This is a genomic window from Candidatus Dependentiae bacterium (assembly GCA_013821315.1).
In the GTDB taxonomy this organism is placed as follows: Bacteria; Babelota; Babeliae; order Babelales; family Babelaceae; genus JACDHA01.
Genome location: JACDHA010000002.1, coordinates 1 through 15,444 on the forward strand (window position 1 = coordinate 1; position 15,444 = coordinate 15,444).

The following is a 15,444-nucleotide window of genomic DNA, read 5'->3' on the forward strand; positions in this document are numbered from 1 at the left end:
ACTAAAAAACATACCAGCGCTTACAGCTATAGTCATAATTTCAGCACTGCTCATATTACACAAAAGGCTAAAAGTATGCGCATTTCCATTTAAGTTGCATTTTTAGTTGTTTTTAACAAATGGATTGCACTTGTAGGTTCTTGAACATTGTTCTTAAACTATACGTTTAGCAAAAACTTTTAACACATTTTGCTAGTGCTAAAGTCATAAAAATTTTTACAAGCAAAGTTAATTATAAAAATGAGGCGGTTGAAATTAACTGTAAAGCGGTTACAGTTAAAATAAACTGCTTTATTTAAAGGTCTCTATGCTAAAAATCTCTTATAAAAACGCTTTTTTCTTGTTTTTTTTAAATGTCTTTCTCGTTACTTGTAGTCATGCTCATGAAGCAGATATAGTTACAAAAATTTTGAGAAAATGTTCAGAATTTACAAAAGGACAAATTACGCCTTTTGGAAAACAAGCTTTACCCCTAAAAGAAGAACAAGAAATTCGTAAAATTTTAAAAGAACTTTCTATAGAAGCCGAGATCCCTCTGTATGCTATGACTAACAGTACAATCGCGAAATTTGGTCATACAAATGCGTTTGCATTTGACGGTGCTCTTTATTTTAATCCCTGTTTTAACGAAACATTATCATATGAAGAAAAACGCTTCCTGGTGGGCCATGAAGCAGCTCATTTAGAAAAAGAGCATTCTAATAAACGTGTACTTATGAGTGTAGCAATCCTAAGTGGTGGCTATGCGGCTCATAAGCTATTAAGTAAATATTTTTGGCCAAAAATTAAAAATGATTATCTAAGACATGCTGCTCAAGCAGCAAGCTATGTAGCAGAAGCGATAGCAAGCGGCTTAATTTCTACAGCACATATTAGAAGTCAAGAACTTGAGGCTGATAGAGTGTCAGCTCTTAAAGGGGGAATTGAAGGTGGTGTACAATTTTTTGATATGTTTGCAGTACATTATGTTAATCCTAGTACCTATGATTCTTATATTAAAAGATTGTTTGTAACACATCCTTCACCTCAAGAACGTAAAGCACAGTTGCTTAAACTCAAAACTAATTAAAGGCTTTTTGATGATTTTTAAAAATATAAAATTACTGGCTTTATTCTGTATAGGTTTAAATCTACTACATGCACAAGAGATCACTCTTAGTCCCTACGCTGAACATTTATCCGGAGGACTGCTTTCACCTGAGCTAGAAAGCACTAGTGCTCAATTGTTTAAAGACTTGGCTATTGCTGTTGTTCCTATGCGAAAACCTTCAAAATGCCTTATAAAGTTTTATCCAAATGTAGTCTATAGAGTGCTCTATTTTAAGCAGTTTAATTGCTGTTATGTTGATGAAGAATTTTTTGCTTCACTTACCTATGATGAAAAGCGAGCTGCTTTAGCATATGCTCTTCATGCTGACAAGTTATCAGGAGAGATTTTTGAAACTAAGATAGAAACAGGATTGACGTTACTAACTACTCAATTAGCAGTTGCTGCAGGATCATATGTTGCTCTTGATTACTATTTTCCTAAAAGCTCAGTTGAGTTAAAGGCATTTGGTACCTGGCCATTATTATTGTGCTCTGCCTTAGTGACTGGTAAGCGCCTAGTGAGATTATTTGAAAATGACGATGTGCTGATTGATGACTCTATAGGTACTAAATTTAACTGTAAAGCTGGTTTGCTTGGTTTATTAAAAAAACAAATCAACATAGATCCAGAATCGAGCTGGCTTTTGTCAACTAACATACATAAACGTATTGCTCACTTAGAAAAAGAACTTATTAAAGGAAACTAATACATGAAAATTAATTATTATATTGTATTTATGGCTTTGTCAGCTATAAATATAATAAAATCGGATGAACCTCAATTAAGCTATTACGGTAAATTTCTTTCAGGTGGTTATATAGCACCCCAAGTAGAAAGTAGAATACAAGGTATCTATCAAGAGTTAGAAATTCCTGTTATGCCGCATATACGTAAAGCAGCACCACATTTATTGGAAAAATTTCCTGAGATAAAGTATAATTTTACCAAATATACCATTATAGATGGTAACTATGTAGATTGCTATTATATAGATGAGGATTTTATAGCCACACTTACTGATGAAGAGTTAAAAGCTGCAGTTATTCGTAATCTATATGCTGGTGAAGCATGGGTTCAGATTACGAATAAAAGAGCAGTTTGGATTGTGCTCTTACCATCAGTTTTGCTCTACGGCTCTATTGGTGTGTCCGCTGGTACTTATCTTTTATTAGAAGAATATTATCCTAAAACAAGATGGCCTAAAAAAAGTTTGGCAGCGCTGGGCTCATTTCTTGTCTTTAATGGTGCAATAATTAAATGTATAGAATTTATAAAAAGAAACGACGAGCTTATTATTGACGAGTACTGTGTCAATAAAGGTAATTGTCGTGAAGGAATGATAGGCTTTCTTCAAAAACAAATTGCTGCTCATCCAGAGCTTGCAAAAGACAAGCTACACACAAGACGTATTGCTCAGTTAGAAAAAAATAGAATAGCACCTGAAGCACCAGTAAACCAACAAAACATACAAATAGAGAAAGAGTCCGTATGATTTCTAAAAAAATATATATTTTACTGATCTTAACTTTTATAGGCTGTAACGGTTTAGCCGTACACCAAGTGCCTTTAAGCTCCTATGCAGAAAATGCATCTGGAGGTAAAGTTGATGAAAAATTGGAAAAAAGAATTAAGGCTATTTTGCAGTCTTTTAAGATAAAAGTTATACCGCACGTACGTAATATTTCAGAAACTATGTTTGATACTGATGCGTCTTCTCGCTGTAATGCTTTGCCAAAGTATGGCTGCTATTATGTTAATGAACATTTCTTTTCTTTACTAACTGATGAAGAGCTGAAAGCTTCTTTAGCTTATACGCTGTATGGTTCTAAGGCAACTGAAGTGCGTCTTGAGCACAAGTCAAATATAACTACCGCTGGTTGGCTGGCATATGCAGCTATTTTAGGCGGGGTGTGGTATAAACTTTCTATAAAAATGCCTCAATTAAGCAAGCTTAGTGCATTTTTATATGCTTCTGCTGCAGGATCCGTTGCTTTTTCCGGATCGCGATTATTCGTTGAAAATATGACTAAAAATGATCGTTTGTATGTAGATAAGCTTATTGTACAAAAGACAAAAAATCCTCAAGCATTAGCAGGGTTTCTTAAAAAATCGGGTGCTTATGATCCTATCTCATTTGACAATGAATCTATGAGAAGTCGTATAGCTGCACTTGAAAATTCTGACTATATATTTTAAACCTTTTTATCTAATTTTATCTTTAGGAATGTATATATATGTTAATAAAATATAGTAAACTACTTTTGCTAGCAGTAATAATGAGCTTTAGTGCTCTCCAAACAGCACAGTTGCCTTTAAGTGACTACGCAGAAAAAAAGTCTGCAGGTAGGCTTTCAGAAAACTTAGAAAATAGAATTGCTACCATACTTGAATCATTTAAAGTTAAGAATATACCCCATATACGCAAAATTTCAGAGGCATTACTTCAGTCTGATCCTGCGGGTTATTATGATGTACTACAAAAGTTTAGTTGTTATTATATTAACGAAGAATTTTTTGCAAATCTTACTGATGATGAGTTGCGTGCATCTCTTGCTTATACTGTGTATAAACCTGAAGCAATGCAAATACGAGCAGCTCAAAAACTAACAACAAGTACTACAGGGGCAACAATTAGTTGGTTAACCTATATTTCGACGTTAGTGTATTTAGACGCTTATTATCCAGCTATTTCTTGGCAAAGGAAACTACTTTCTTGTGGTGCCACTAGCTTATCAGTTTCAGCAGCAGCCGGTTTAGTCAACCGTTCTTTAACCAGTAACGATATTTATTATTATGATAACTATGTTTGTCGAAAAGCTCAGTGCAGAGATGGCCTTATAGGTTTGCTTAAAAAGTTTTATGCTGCTGATAAAGTACTCTTTAATAAAGATGATCTTACTAAGCGTATAGCTCAACTACAAAATAACATTTAGTTGCTTATACAAATTATCAGTAGAGTTTTTAAATAACTTATAAAAGAAGCACTAAAGTCGTTTTCTCTAGTGCTTCTTTTGTTACTCTGCTACAAGTGTGCCATCTTTTACCTTAACGGTAATAGCTGTGCTTTGCGGATTTTTTAATAAGTGCTGCGATACAGGAACACTTATATAAGTTTGAATTGCACGCTTTAAAGGTCGTGCACCAAACTCTGGATCATAGCCTAAATGAGCAGCTTGTTCTAAAGCTTGTGTCGTTACGGTGAGCGTTATACCATTAAGCTCTAAGCGTTCTTCTAGTTGCTTTACTTGTATTTTTGCAATTTCAGTCACATCAGCAGATGACAATGCCTTAAAGAACACGATAGCATCAATTCTATTTAAAAACTCTGGTCTGAAATGCTTTTGAAGCATCTTTTCTATTTGTTGTTTAACAAGAGCAGTAAGTTCTTTTGCTTCAAGAATCAACTGAGATCCTAAGTTTGAAGTCATAATAATAATACAGTTTTTAAACGATACTGTGCGACCTTGACTATCGGTTAAATGACCTTCGTCAAGTATCTGTAAAAAGATATTAAAGACATCCGGGTGAGCTTTTTCTATTTCATCAAAGAGAATAACACTGTATGGGTGTCGGCGTACTGCTTCTGTAAGTTGTCCCCCTTCTTCAAAACCAACATACCCTGGAGGAGCGCCTATAAGACGAGCAACTGCATGTTTTTCCATATACTCTGACATATCAATACGTATGAGTCGTTTAGGATCATTAAACAGAAAATCAGCTAGCACTTTAGCAACTTCTGTTTTTCCTACGCCTGTGGGCCCTAAAAATAAAAATGATCCTATAGGCTTATTAGGATCAGTCAGTCCAGTTCTATGAAGTTGGATAGCATGAGTGATCTCTTCAATAGCTTCTGTTTGGCCAATAACGCGCTGTTTTAAAGTAGCGGCCATATGAAGCAGTCGCTCTGTTTCACTTTTTTGTAGCTTTTCTACAGGAATACCTGTCCAACGAGAAAGTATTGCTGCAATATCATGCTCATCAACTTCTTCTTTGATAAGATGTGTCGTAAGCCCTTTGAGTTTTTCCTGTTGCTGATCAAGCTGTTTATGTAATTCTACTAAGCGGCCATATTTTATTTCTGAAGCACGAGCAAAGTTACCTTCACGCTCAGCTTGAGCAAATTGAATTTGCGCTTGTTCTATCTGTTCTTTAAACTTACTTATAGCATCAAGTGGCGCTTTTTCTGATTTCCATTGATTGAGGAGCGTTTGGTACTGTACTTTAAGCTCACCTAACTCAAGCTCAAGTTCCTGTAGTTTACTTTGAGCCAGACCATTGGTCTTTTCTTTGCTGAGTGCTAATTTTTCAATTTCAAGCTGCCTAATGCGTCGTTCAAGGGCATCGACTGCAGCGGGTTGTGAATCAATCGACATTTTTACCATAGCTGCAGCTTCATCAATTAAATCTATAGCTTTATCAGGTAAAAAACGATCAGGAATATTGCGAGCCGATAATTGGACTGCGTCGATTAATGCTTGATCCTTAATGCGTATACCATGATGTAGTTCGTAACGCTCTTTAAGGCCACGCAAAATAGAAAGAGCATCTTCTTGTGTTGGCTCAGGAACAAGTACCTGCTGAAAACGCCTTTCTAGAGCAGCATCTTTTTCTATATATTTTTTATACTCCCTCAGGGTTGTTGCTCCTATACAGTGGAGTATGCCGCGTGCAAGTGCTGGTTTAAGTAAATTAGATGCGTCCATACCGCCACCAGAAGCTCCTGCCCCTACAAGCATATGAAGCTCATCGATAAACAAAATAATAGTCTCTTGGCTTTCTTCAATTTCTTTAAGAACCCCTTTAAGGCGCTCTTCAAATTCACCTTGGTATTTGGCTCCTGCAATAAGCAGACCTAAATCAAGCGCATAAATAATGCTGTTTTTGAGAGATTCAGGAACATCATTATTAATAATGCGCTGTGCGATACCTTCAACAAGAGCAGTTTTTCCAACACCTGGTTCACCAATTAATACGGGATTATTTTTAGTGCGCCGGGAAAGTATTTGTATTACGCGTCGTATTTCTTCATGCCGCCCAATTACAGGATCGAGCACACCAAGTTTAGCTTGTTGAGTGACATTTTGGCAGTATTTTTCCAGCATTTGATACTGATTTTCTGCATTTTTTTCTTTCACTGTTTTACCTTTACGTACTACTTCTATATGACTAAGTACTGCTTTACGTGTAAACTGCGTGGATTTAAAAAAGCTTTTAATAGATTCAGGTAGAGAATGTGTGTCTGTCCATGAAAGCACAAAAGATTCTAAACTTATATACGTATCACCAAGCTTATCCGCTTCTTTTTTACATGAACTTAAAAACTCTTCAAAACTGCGATCAGCTATCAGTGAGCCCCCTTCAATAGTAGGAAGTTTTGAAAGTTCAGTATCTACGAGCTTTTTAAGTTCTTGAGTTGGTATGGTAAGTACTTTAAAAAAAGAAAGACAAAAGCTATTTTCTAGTCCTGCTGCCAGTAGGTGTAGGGGTACTATACTTGCATTTTTAAGCCTTTGAGCAAGCCCAATAGCCTGATTTATAAGTTCTTGGCTTGACGTTGTAAAAGTATCAAGTGTCATTGTCTAGAGACCTCCACAAATAAGAAAGTTAACACGATACATAACTATTTTACAATAACTGTATCAGTACGCCTATCACCAAATCAAGAAGAGGTCCTAGTCTCTTTAGAGCTTATTAAAAAAATAAGATGCTATTAAGCTTTAATTGCTGTATGCTTGGTAAATAAGTCTATTTTATATAAATATACAATTATTACGTATTGTAAAGCAGTATCTATGAACAAAGCGGTAACAGCTATTTTATTTCTTTTTTGTTTATCATCTAATGTGCTTAAGGCTACCTTGGCATCTATAGCTCTTTTAAAGCAGGGCCAAAAGAAAATTGTTGTTTTAGGTGATAGGCTTTTTACTATTAATAGAAACCCTATTCAATCAGCAGCTCTGTCTAGTAAAGAAGCTTTTACTAAGCTAGATCCCCAGTTAGGTCATTCTGTGCTGGGCTATTTTGATGCACGTGATAGATATCTTGTAAGCGATTTATTGTGCAACTTACAACAATATGCAACTGCTTTTATTTATACTGGTCTTGATAAAAGTTTACTAGCAGCTATTACTAAAAATGATAAAAATGCTTATCTAGGCATGGGTGCTTTATGGCCTTATAATCCTGCATACGGTGCTCTGCAATGGCAAGAAATAAACGTAGGCGGTAAGTTTTTTGAATTTGGATATATATGGGATGCTTTTATATATAGTTGGAATAACGTGCTTAAAGATAAAGGCTTAACGTGTACTACTGTTGAAGCGTTGTGGGCTACTGATGCTCAAGCTAAAAAGAGGTTTTTTACTCAGGATGTTAGAGATTATAAAGTGGTCTTTAAAAAAATTATGGATAGTACGTTTAAGGAGCGTATTAAAATTAAAGACATTGCGCCGTCTATTAAAGAAATTATTTCTTCTCTTAAAAATACACCCGTAAAAAATGTTTCTTATCAAACAAGTCTTAACTCGTATGTTAAAATACTTGAAGCTAGACATGCTCAAGTTATTCTTCTTTTTAATTCTTTTAACCATCCTGGAGACGTAAGCTTGGATGAGTTTTTATTTGAGCTTTTTGAGCGCAGTCAATCATTTTTAAAAATAACCGAAATTGTTCAAGGTACATTAGCGCCTTTGTTTTCTGTGCTTGTCGAAGCGCTCACTATGCATAAGCTCTATCAATCAGTAGAGTTACAAGAGTACACTTTTGTTTTTACTTGTGAAGGTATGGCAAAAACGATAATTAATCAATGCAAAGAAGTAGATTTTGAGGTTGATTATACTATTGCTACCTATAAAAAAGAGGCTGCTACTTTAGAAAAGTCTCAAGAGTATTTACTTGATAGTTATCTTATAGAAAAATGCTTTAGTAAAATAGTAACTTCTAGTGCGTGTATAAGCAGCACAACTAACTCTAGCTCTTTGCCTAGAGAAGTAGAGTCCATCATTGAATGTTTCTCTTGTAAAGAAGCTCTTTCACCACACCAAGCTATAGTTACTTTACCAAGCTCATCTGATAGTGTTTGCTCAAAAGAATGTTTTTTGGATTGGTATGTGCAAGCAGGACCATCTGTTACAGGCTTTAACTTTTTACTTAATACTATAAGCGACAAAAAATTACTAGAGTTTCTTTATCTAGCTCTCTTTTTTAATGCTTATATGCTCAATCCTTTGTTAAGCTGTGTTAAGCTTGAGGATATTTCTTATGATGTGTGTAAGTTTTTTGAGTTATGGAAAAAAGATACAATATATTATTTATCTGAGAATAATCCACTTATTACTCAGATACTCTCCCTTGCATCTATAGATAGAGCTGTTTTAAGTGATCATCTTACTTTGGTATATGCTATTAAGCGAAAATATCTTAAAGAGCTTTTTTTTGCGGCTTGTAACTCTTGTTATGATACATTCTCTCTTAAAGATGATTTGCTGTATGAGTTTGATGCGTGTTTAAAGGTTGTACAAAGTTCTTACAAAAGAAAGTTAGTTAATAATAAAAATTTTGCAGTTAAATTAACCGATATAAAGTTAATTTTATTATATAAGCAGCTAGTATCACTCGTTAAAAATAAGCTTACTAGTACACCAAATGTAGCTAATATTTTAAACTTTTTTTTAAATCCTATGCAAGAAAATCTAGTCCCTGGAGTAGTGAAGCAAAAAAAAGAAAAAAAGATCATAAAAAAAATACCGTTACAAAACAATAATAAGCAAGAAATACAAACTGACGACTCCTATTGTTTTGATACTGATATAGAGGTGCCTTATATAAAGCCCTCTGATTCTACACAATCGCCTAAAGCTCCATTATGCCCATTTTCTGATTATACTAAAAAACAGTATGTCAGGCTTAGTAACATTTTTGCTCATCAAAAATCTACGATAACGCTCTTTAATATAAAAAAAATAGTTCCAAAAGACAGATGTATTTCATATGGCCTTGTAGCACCATTTGAGTACCATCACAGAATCAACTTGTTATGGAATTTGGAAGGTGCCTGGCGCACTAACGAAGCAGGCTGTGAACAAAGCTCTAGCACTCTCTATGGTGTTGAGTGTTTAGCTTTTAATACTATGCAACTGCATGAGTCTATAGCCCAAAAGCTTGATATGCATCATCTATTTTCTAAAACTGTTGATGCCTATGCTTTAGCCTATGGCATTTTTGAATCAGTAGATGATGATAAGCATATTCAGTTGTCTGTTCCTGGAGTTTTTAGTTTTGATAATGGTAGTAGTAGAGTGGGGTTTTTTCAATATGCTTTTAATAAAAAAACGCATCTTTGTTATCATCGCTGTTTTAGAAATTATTACCAAACAGCTTATATAAGCCCCTATTTGCGTAGTTGTTTAACCAACTTTTTAGATATGCATAAACAAACGCTTCCTAAACATTTGCAATCGATTAGCTTAACTGTATCTTGCAGTTGAAGAGCAATCGATCTTTTAAGCGCTATAATTTGCGTGTGTTCTAAAATACCTTCAGCTTCAAGGAAGCTGTCGAGCGTAGTGCCGTAGTGTACATTTTTATGCATAATCATATTCTTCTCGTTTTTTAAATCTTGCTTTATAAGCTTATATTTCTCTTATCGTATTTGGCTCTCTTTAGTAAGATCTCAGGCCCTTATGGCGTAATGTTTTATGATAAGTAACTGCAAAGTGATGAGCATAGTCACGTAGTCCAATTAATAGTTGCCCCATTGGCGTTTGAATATCTAATTTTACCCCTTCAGGATGCAACGCTGTATATAAAGTCTCTTCTCGTTTGGCAAGACTTATAAAAGGCACCTGAGGAAAAAGATCCCGGACAGCACTCAGTTGTCCTTTGCCACCATCAATTAAAATAACATCGGGTAATTGATTGGTATCTTTATAACGACGACTTACTATTTCTTGTAATGCTGCATAATCATTTTGAGTTGTAACGGTGCCAATTTTAAAACGTCTAAAATTATTTTTATCAGGAATGCCATGGCTAAAACGTACGCATGAACCAACTAAATAACTGCTCTGAAAATGGGATATATCAAAACAATCAATTGAGACTGGCCTTGTTGGCAAGTGTAATAGCTCTTGTAATGCTTCAAGCGCTTGTGTTGGATACGATATTTTATAGCTTACGGGCATGGTAGCTAAAGTAACGTCGCTTACATATTTGTTTTCAGAAAAACCAGTTTTTAAGATATCAAAAATAACTTCTAGATCTCTCAAATAGATGCTTAAATGTTTTGATTTTTCAAATTCTAGCTTTTTATTGTGTTCAGTTATTTGGCTTTTAAGAAGTTCTTGGCAAGCTTTATAATTACCTTCAAGTAATTTTTGAGCAAGTTCTAAACGCACAAGATAGTCTTGGCTATTAAAGGAGCTCAAGCAATTACCAGCGCAACGGTTCATATGGTAATCCAAGCAACCTTGTTCTATACGTGTTGAGCATAAGCGTAATTTAAACATACGGAGTATATATTCATAGACTGTTCGTACTTTTTGCTTATAAATAAAGGGGCCAAAATAGAGCCCTTTCTCTTTTTTTATACGCACTAATTTAAGCTGTGGAATAGTGTCTTGTGAAACCATAAGATACACAAAAGGGTTACCACTTTTAAGGAGAACGTTATATTTAGGTTTAATTTTGCCTATAAGCTGCGCTTCAAGCAGTAGGGCTTCTATTTCACTTTTAGTGATTATATGTTCAACTGAAGCATGTTCTTTTATAAGCTCTTGTACTTTCCAATCAGTGGTATTTTTAAAGTAAGAACTTACACGGTTGTATAAATTTTTTGCTTTACCTATATATAACACAATACCTGCAGTATCTTTAAAAACGTAGACACCAGGTAATTTAGGAATTTTTTGTAAAAATTCAGGTATCATACTCTACCTCTTAACTTTATACTTATTTATTATGACTTAGTAGTATACTTATTATAGCAAAAAATTTAATAATTGTATATTTATTTTAGGATAAAGTGTATTAAACTTAGAGTTTATACAAAAATTAAAAAAGCGAGTATCTTCTTAAAAAGTATTTGTTTTATCTAATGCTCTACTGCTTGACGCTAGGAAGCTATACAAGCTATACTGCTCACTATATTTTAGCTTTTCAGTACATGCCAAGGGAACATATGAATAAGACATTTTTTATCTTTTTAGCATTGACTACTATACCTACATTAGGATCAATTGAAAAAAAACAGGTAACGTCTAAAACTAAAGCTATAGCTCAACAAAAAAAGCACTTTACTTTACCTGCTTTACCTTATGCTTACACCGCGCTTGAGCCTTATGTTGATGCCCGTACTATGGAAATTCATCATACTAAACACCATCAAAAATATGTAGATGAGTTAAACAACGCATTAAAGAAATATCCAGAGCTTCAAAAGAAAAGCTTAACTGCTTTGCTCCAAGACTTAGAAAGTGTTCCAGTATCTATACGTACATCAGTACGCAATAATGGTGGTGGCCATGCAAATCATTCACTGTTTTGGAAAGTAATGAGACCTAAAGGTGGTGGCACGCCTCAAGGAGTGCTTAAAAAAGCGATTATTAACACATTTAGTAGTTTTGATAACTTTAAAAAGCTCTTTAACGATGCAGCTAAAACACAATTTGGTAGCGGTTGGGCTTGGCTGTGTTTGGATTCTAAAGGCAAACTTGTTGTAACTGCAACAGCCAATCAAGACACGCCACTTTCTCAAGGTCTTATCCCGCTTCTTTGTTTAGATGTATGGGAACATGCCTATTACCTTAATTATCAAAATAGACGTCCTGATTATATAGAAGCCTGGTGGCATGTGGTACACTGGCCTTACGTTGAAAAACGTTACCAAGATGCTCTAAAAGCAACAGTAAAGAATTGAGCTTTATATAGTAAGTCTTTACTCTATGAAATAGTATAGCTATAGGTATACGAATTTGTTAAGGGATTATATTCGTATAGTGTGTTGTTAGAGGTACTTGATTGTAGTATGTCGCGTATAAGTGCAGCTTTGGTATACCATGTAATAAGTTTTTGATTAAAAATTTTCTCTTCTTGTTCTGCAAGTTGATCAAGCTTTACCATTGCGAAAAACATACCAAGAGTTACAGCTCCAAAACCTAAAGATTTGTAGTTATGTAAAGCTATAGTTTTATACAGAGCTAGACAATCAAGTGGTAAAAGCGCAGTGGCTATATACCGTTTGCTTGATCTAAAGTTGCGTCTATTATTTTCTTCTAAAGCGTTTTTAGCTAGATTGAGCTGTACAGTCGCAGAGCTTAAAGCCAATGTATGCTGATTGTCGGTTAACTGAGAATTTTTCAGGTAGGCTGTTAAGCCAGAAATATCTTGCTCGGCTATGGCTGTGTATACTGCTTTCTCATTTTCACTGTAAGCTTGAAAAATAGGAATCAAACACAAAATAAGTACCATTTTTTTCATTACTGCGTCCTTTTTTTTAGAATAACCACTAACGATCTAAACTATATTTTACTAGTTTCTAAAAAATAGTTATAGTTAATAGTATAAGTAGTTATTAAAAAATAAATACAGCTAAAAGGAAATTATGAGCTCATTAATACGTTATGGTATAGTGTTTATTGGATTGGCTGGAGCCGCTTGGGTAGGATGTAATACGTACGCCTACTTTTTCTCAGAAACTGCACCAACTCTTTCTGTTGCGGGTATTGAGCCTGATAGTTGTTATGCAGGTGATGTTGAGTGTACTGTTACTGGTAAAGATGCCTATAAAGTAGCAACTATATCGTTGTCTCTTGATGATAAACCGCTTGCTGAAAATTTTAAGATCAACAAAAAAGCGTTTAAGCATACGTTTAGTATTCCTACTAAGACATTGAGTCATGGCAATCACAAGTTACATATAGAAGCTCACAATGGTACATTTAATAAAGCTAAAAGTACTAAAGATATCTCTTTTTGCGTAGATAATTTACCCCTGCAAGCTGCATTTGTTAAAGGTGACACAGATGCTAAAGTATTTCAAGGTCGTACGTTACATATCCAGTTTCAGGTAAACAAAGAAATTAAAGAAGCACAGGTAAAAGCCCTTTCTAAAACGTATCCTTGCTTTGCCGAATCTGCAGGATCATTAATTTATGAATGCTATATCCCCACTGAATGTGATGAAATTGCTAATGAATATCCTCTGACTATAGAAATAAGCGATAGGGTAGGTAATACTATTCACCTTGAAAGCAAATTCCAGGTAGTGCTTTTTCCGTTTAAAAAGCAAAATTTAAAATTTGATGCTGATAAAATTAAAGCAGAAAATGAAGCGGGTCTTAGTGAAAAGCATTTGGAAGCTGAAATAGAGGCTCTAACGCATAAATCTCCACAAAAAAAGTTATGGCAAGGTGTTTTTGTAACTCCTACTGAAATTAAAGAGCCGCGTCAAATTACCACTGATTTTGGTGTTATAAGAACTACGCAAGAACGTGGTCTTAGACAACATAAAGCTTTAGATCTGTATAATACGCCACGCAGTGTAGTGTGGGCGCCACAAGATGGTATAGTTGCTCTTAAAAATCGCTATGCTCATAGTGGCAATACGATAGTAATTGATCATGGTTATGGTGTATTATCGCTTATATTCCATTTAGATTCTTTTGCTAATATAGAAGTAGGTGAAAAAATCAAGCGCGGTAACCCAGTAGGATATTTAGGTAAAACGGGCTATGCTACTGGCTATCATGTCCATTGGGAAATGCGTGTAAATAATATAGCTATTGATCCTATGCAATGGACTAAGCACGATTTTTAATGGTAAACTAATTTTTTAATGCAAAGAGCTCTCTTGATGAGGGCTCTTTTTGTATGATTTTAAGCTTAAACAAGGATACTATGAACTATTTTTTTGCTACTCTTTTTTGCGCTTGTTTATACTTTACTAGTAGCTTTACTATGCATTTAGATACTACAAAAATGACCTCACTTGATAAGAGCAACTATATTGGGTATTTAGAAGATAAACTAAAACAAAAAGATGCTATGTTTACTCACCTTCTTAATAAAGTAGAAAAAGCACAAAAAGATATTAAATTGTATGAGCAGAGTAATGCTGATGCTGTTGTGCATACTCAAGTTACTTTAAATGAATTGAGTACTCAACTGTATTATAAAACTGTAGCTCTTTATTGTGTCTCTGCAGGCTTAGTGCTGAGTATATTAGCGTATATATATAAACCTGAAGCTTCAAAAAACAAAGACAAACAAAAAGAACTCACACCAGATCTTTCACCAGAGAATTCTCAAGATGAAAAAGCTTGAATTTCTCTGGTCTAGTAAGTAAGCTCAAAAGAAAAGATTCAAGAGTACAAGAGAGTATGTGTGAGTATTATAAGTTATTATTACAAAAGCTATTTTTACTTTAGTAGATTGCCACGGACAGCCCAGTACTGTGTAACCACTACCTGTATTGCTTTATCAGTATTGTTTTGGTGGTTGCTTTGTTATACGCCTATTAGAGCATCAGTTGCTTACTATAACAAAAACGTTACTTATTTAAACAAGCAAAAACAAAAATATGTAACTTATTACACACAAGACACTCAAGCACATGCTATAAATAAGCAGCCGCTAATACAAGACGTGCAAATACATCATGCTCTTGCATGGGTTATTGATTGTGCTCGATCTCATGGGCTACTTATTGATAGTTGTAAAGCTCAAGAAAACTATGATAAAAAAGAGTATACAAGCGCGTCTTTTGTGTTTTCTTTTCGTGGTTCAGTAGCAAGCTTACTCTCTTTTTTTAAGTGTCTTGAGCGCTCTCGTTATGTAGTAAGCTGTCTTTCAAGCACTATAAAACGCATAGATGATAGTTTTGTGCACTGTACATTTGAGCTTGAATTTTTTACAGCCCCCTAAGAGCCAGGTACCCTATGAACAATTATTTCTCTTTTTTGTTTGCTTTAACGTTAATGAGCAGTAGTTTAGCAGAAACTCCTAGAAATCCTTTTAAGTACGGACATTCATGTCTAGCTCGTCCCTTTTGTGAATGTATAGCATTAGGACAAGTAGGAGCAGATCCTTTTGGCTTAGTAAGCGTTAATGGCATACTCTATACAGTTAAAAAGGGTGATAGAGTAGCTGGTTATGAAGTAACACACTTTACACATAAGGGTATTATTTTTAATAACAATAAAAATCAAGAAGTGCGGCTTTTTTTAAAACAAAAAGCCCTTCAACTTACATAAGCTGAAGGGTTAGGGGGGTGAACAATACTAGGATGTATTGTTCGTTTAGGGACGTTTTGTAGTCTTAATTAATGTGATGATCGTAACAGTGTATTTTGTTATTGT

Annotated in this window: 14 protein-coding genes; 11 read left to right on the forward strand and 3 right to left on the reverse strand. The window is 34.6% G+C overall.

The window, feature by feature from the left end; translation table 11 throughout:
• Positions 1–307: 307 nt before the first annotated feature.
• Genes H0X48_00585 through H0X48_00605 form a run of 5 tightly spaced genes read left to right on the forward strand, consistent with a single transcriptional unit; the run spans position 308 to position 4,023 of the window.
• Positions 308–1,069: a M48 family metalloprotease gene (locus H0X48_00585; GenBank protein ID MBA3953804.1), complete on the forward strand. Its 762-nt coding sequence runs from the start codon at positions 308–310 to the stop codon at positions 1,067–1,069.
• Positions 1,070–1,079: 10 nt separating this feature from the next.
• Positions 1,080–1,796 (forward strand): hypothetical protein, encoded by a 717-nt coding sequence (locus H0X48_00590; GenBank protein ID MBA3953805.1) that lies wholly within the window; start codon positions 1,080–1,082, stop codon positions 1,794–1,796.
• A gap of 3 nt (positions 1,797–1,799) precedes the next feature.
• Entirely contained in the window at positions 1,800–2,582 is a 783-nt protein-coding gene (locus H0X48_00595; GenBank protein ID MBA3953806.1) for a hypothetical protein, read from the forward strand.
• On the forward strand, positions 2,579–3,286 hold the full coding sequence (locus tag H0X48_00600) for a hypothetical protein (protein ID MBA3953807.1): 708 nt from the start codon (positions 2,579–2,581) through the stop codon (positions 3,284–3,286). Before H0X48_00595 ends, H0X48_00600 begins: the two co-directional genes overlap by 4 nt.
• A 38-nt stretch (positions 3,287–3,324) precedes the next feature.
• Positions 3,325–4,023 (forward strand): hypothetical protein, encoded by a 699-nt coding sequence (locus tag H0X48_00605; protein ID MBA3953808.1) that lies wholly within the window; start codon positions 3,325–3,327, stop codon positions 4,021–4,023.
• Positions 4,024–4,104: 81 nt separating this feature from the next.
• Here H0X48_00605 and H0X48_00610 read toward each other — a convergent pair whose 3' ends face one another.
• Positions 4,105–6,666, reverse strand: coding sequence for an AAA family ATPase (locus H0X48_00610; protein MBA3953809.1), 2,562 nt, complete (start codon positions 6,664–6,666; stop codon positions 4,105–4,107).
• 216 nt (positions 6,667–6,882) lie between these two features.
• Between H0X48_00610 and H0X48_00615 the strand changes: the two genes are divergently transcribed.
• Positions 6,883–9,576 (forward strand): hypothetical protein, encoded by a 2,694-nt coding sequence (locus H0X48_00615; protein MBA3953810.1) that lies wholly within the window; start codon positions 6,883–6,885, stop codon positions 9,574–9,576.
• A gap of 174 nt (positions 9,577–9,750) precedes the next feature.
• Here H0X48_00615 and H0X48_00620 read toward each other — a convergent pair whose 3' ends face one another.
• Complete coding sequence (locus tag H0X48_00620; protein MBA3953811.1) at positions 9,751–11,016, reverse strand: GIY-YIG nuclease family protein; 1,266 nt, start codon at positions 11,014–11,016, stop codon at positions 9,751–9,753.
• A gap of 251 nt (positions 11,017–11,267) precedes the next feature.
• On the opposite strand from H0X48_00620, the gene H0X48_00625 reads away from it, so the two are divergent.
• Positions 11,268–12,005 (forward strand): superoxide dismutase, encoded by a 738-nt coding sequence (locus tag H0X48_00625; GenBank protein ID MBA3953812.1) that lies wholly within the window; start codon positions 11,268–11,270, stop codon positions 12,003–12,005.
• Positions 12,006–12,028: 23 nt separating this feature from the next.
• Here the strand turns inward: H0X48_00625 and H0X48_00630 are convergent, their stop codons facing one another.
• Positions 12,029–12,565 carry a hypothetical protein gene (locus tag H0X48_00630; GenBank protein ID MBA3953813.1) on the reverse strand — a complete coding sequence of 179 codons (537 nt, stop codon included), beginning with the start codon at positions 12,563–12,565 and terminating at the stop codon, positions 12,029–12,031.
• Positions 12,566–12,689: 124 nt separating this feature from the next.
• Between H0X48_00630 and H0X48_00635 the strand changes: the two genes are divergently transcribed.
• The 4 genes from H0X48_00635 (at position 12,690) to H0X48_00650 (ending at position 15,339) form a co-directional block, all read left to right on the forward strand.
• Complete coding sequence (locus H0X48_00635; protein ID MBA3953814.1) at positions 12,690–13,904, forward strand: M23 family metallopeptidase; 1,215 nt, start codon at positions 12,690–12,692, stop codon at positions 13,902–13,904.
• An 80-nt stretch (positions 13,905–13,984) separates the two neighbouring features.
• The gene (locus tag H0X48_00640; protein ID MBA3953815.1) at positions 13,985–14,410 is read left to right on the forward strand and encodes a hypothetical protein; all 426 of its coding nucleotides are present in this window, start codon (positions 13,985–13,987) and stop codon (positions 14,408–14,410) included.
• Between the two features lie 60 nt (positions 14,411–14,470).
• Complete coding sequence (locus tag H0X48_00645; protein ID MBA3953816.1) at positions 14,471–15,010, forward strand: hypothetical protein; 540 nt, start codon at positions 14,471–14,473, stop codon at positions 15,008–15,010.
• Positions 15,011–15,024: 14 nt separating this feature from the next.
• On the forward strand, positions 15,025–15,339 hold the full coding sequence (locus H0X48_00650) for a hypothetical protein (GenBank protein ID MBA3953817.1): 315 nt from the start codon (positions 15,025–15,027) through the stop codon (positions 15,337–15,339).
• Positions 15,340–15,444 lie beyond the last annotated feature (105 nt).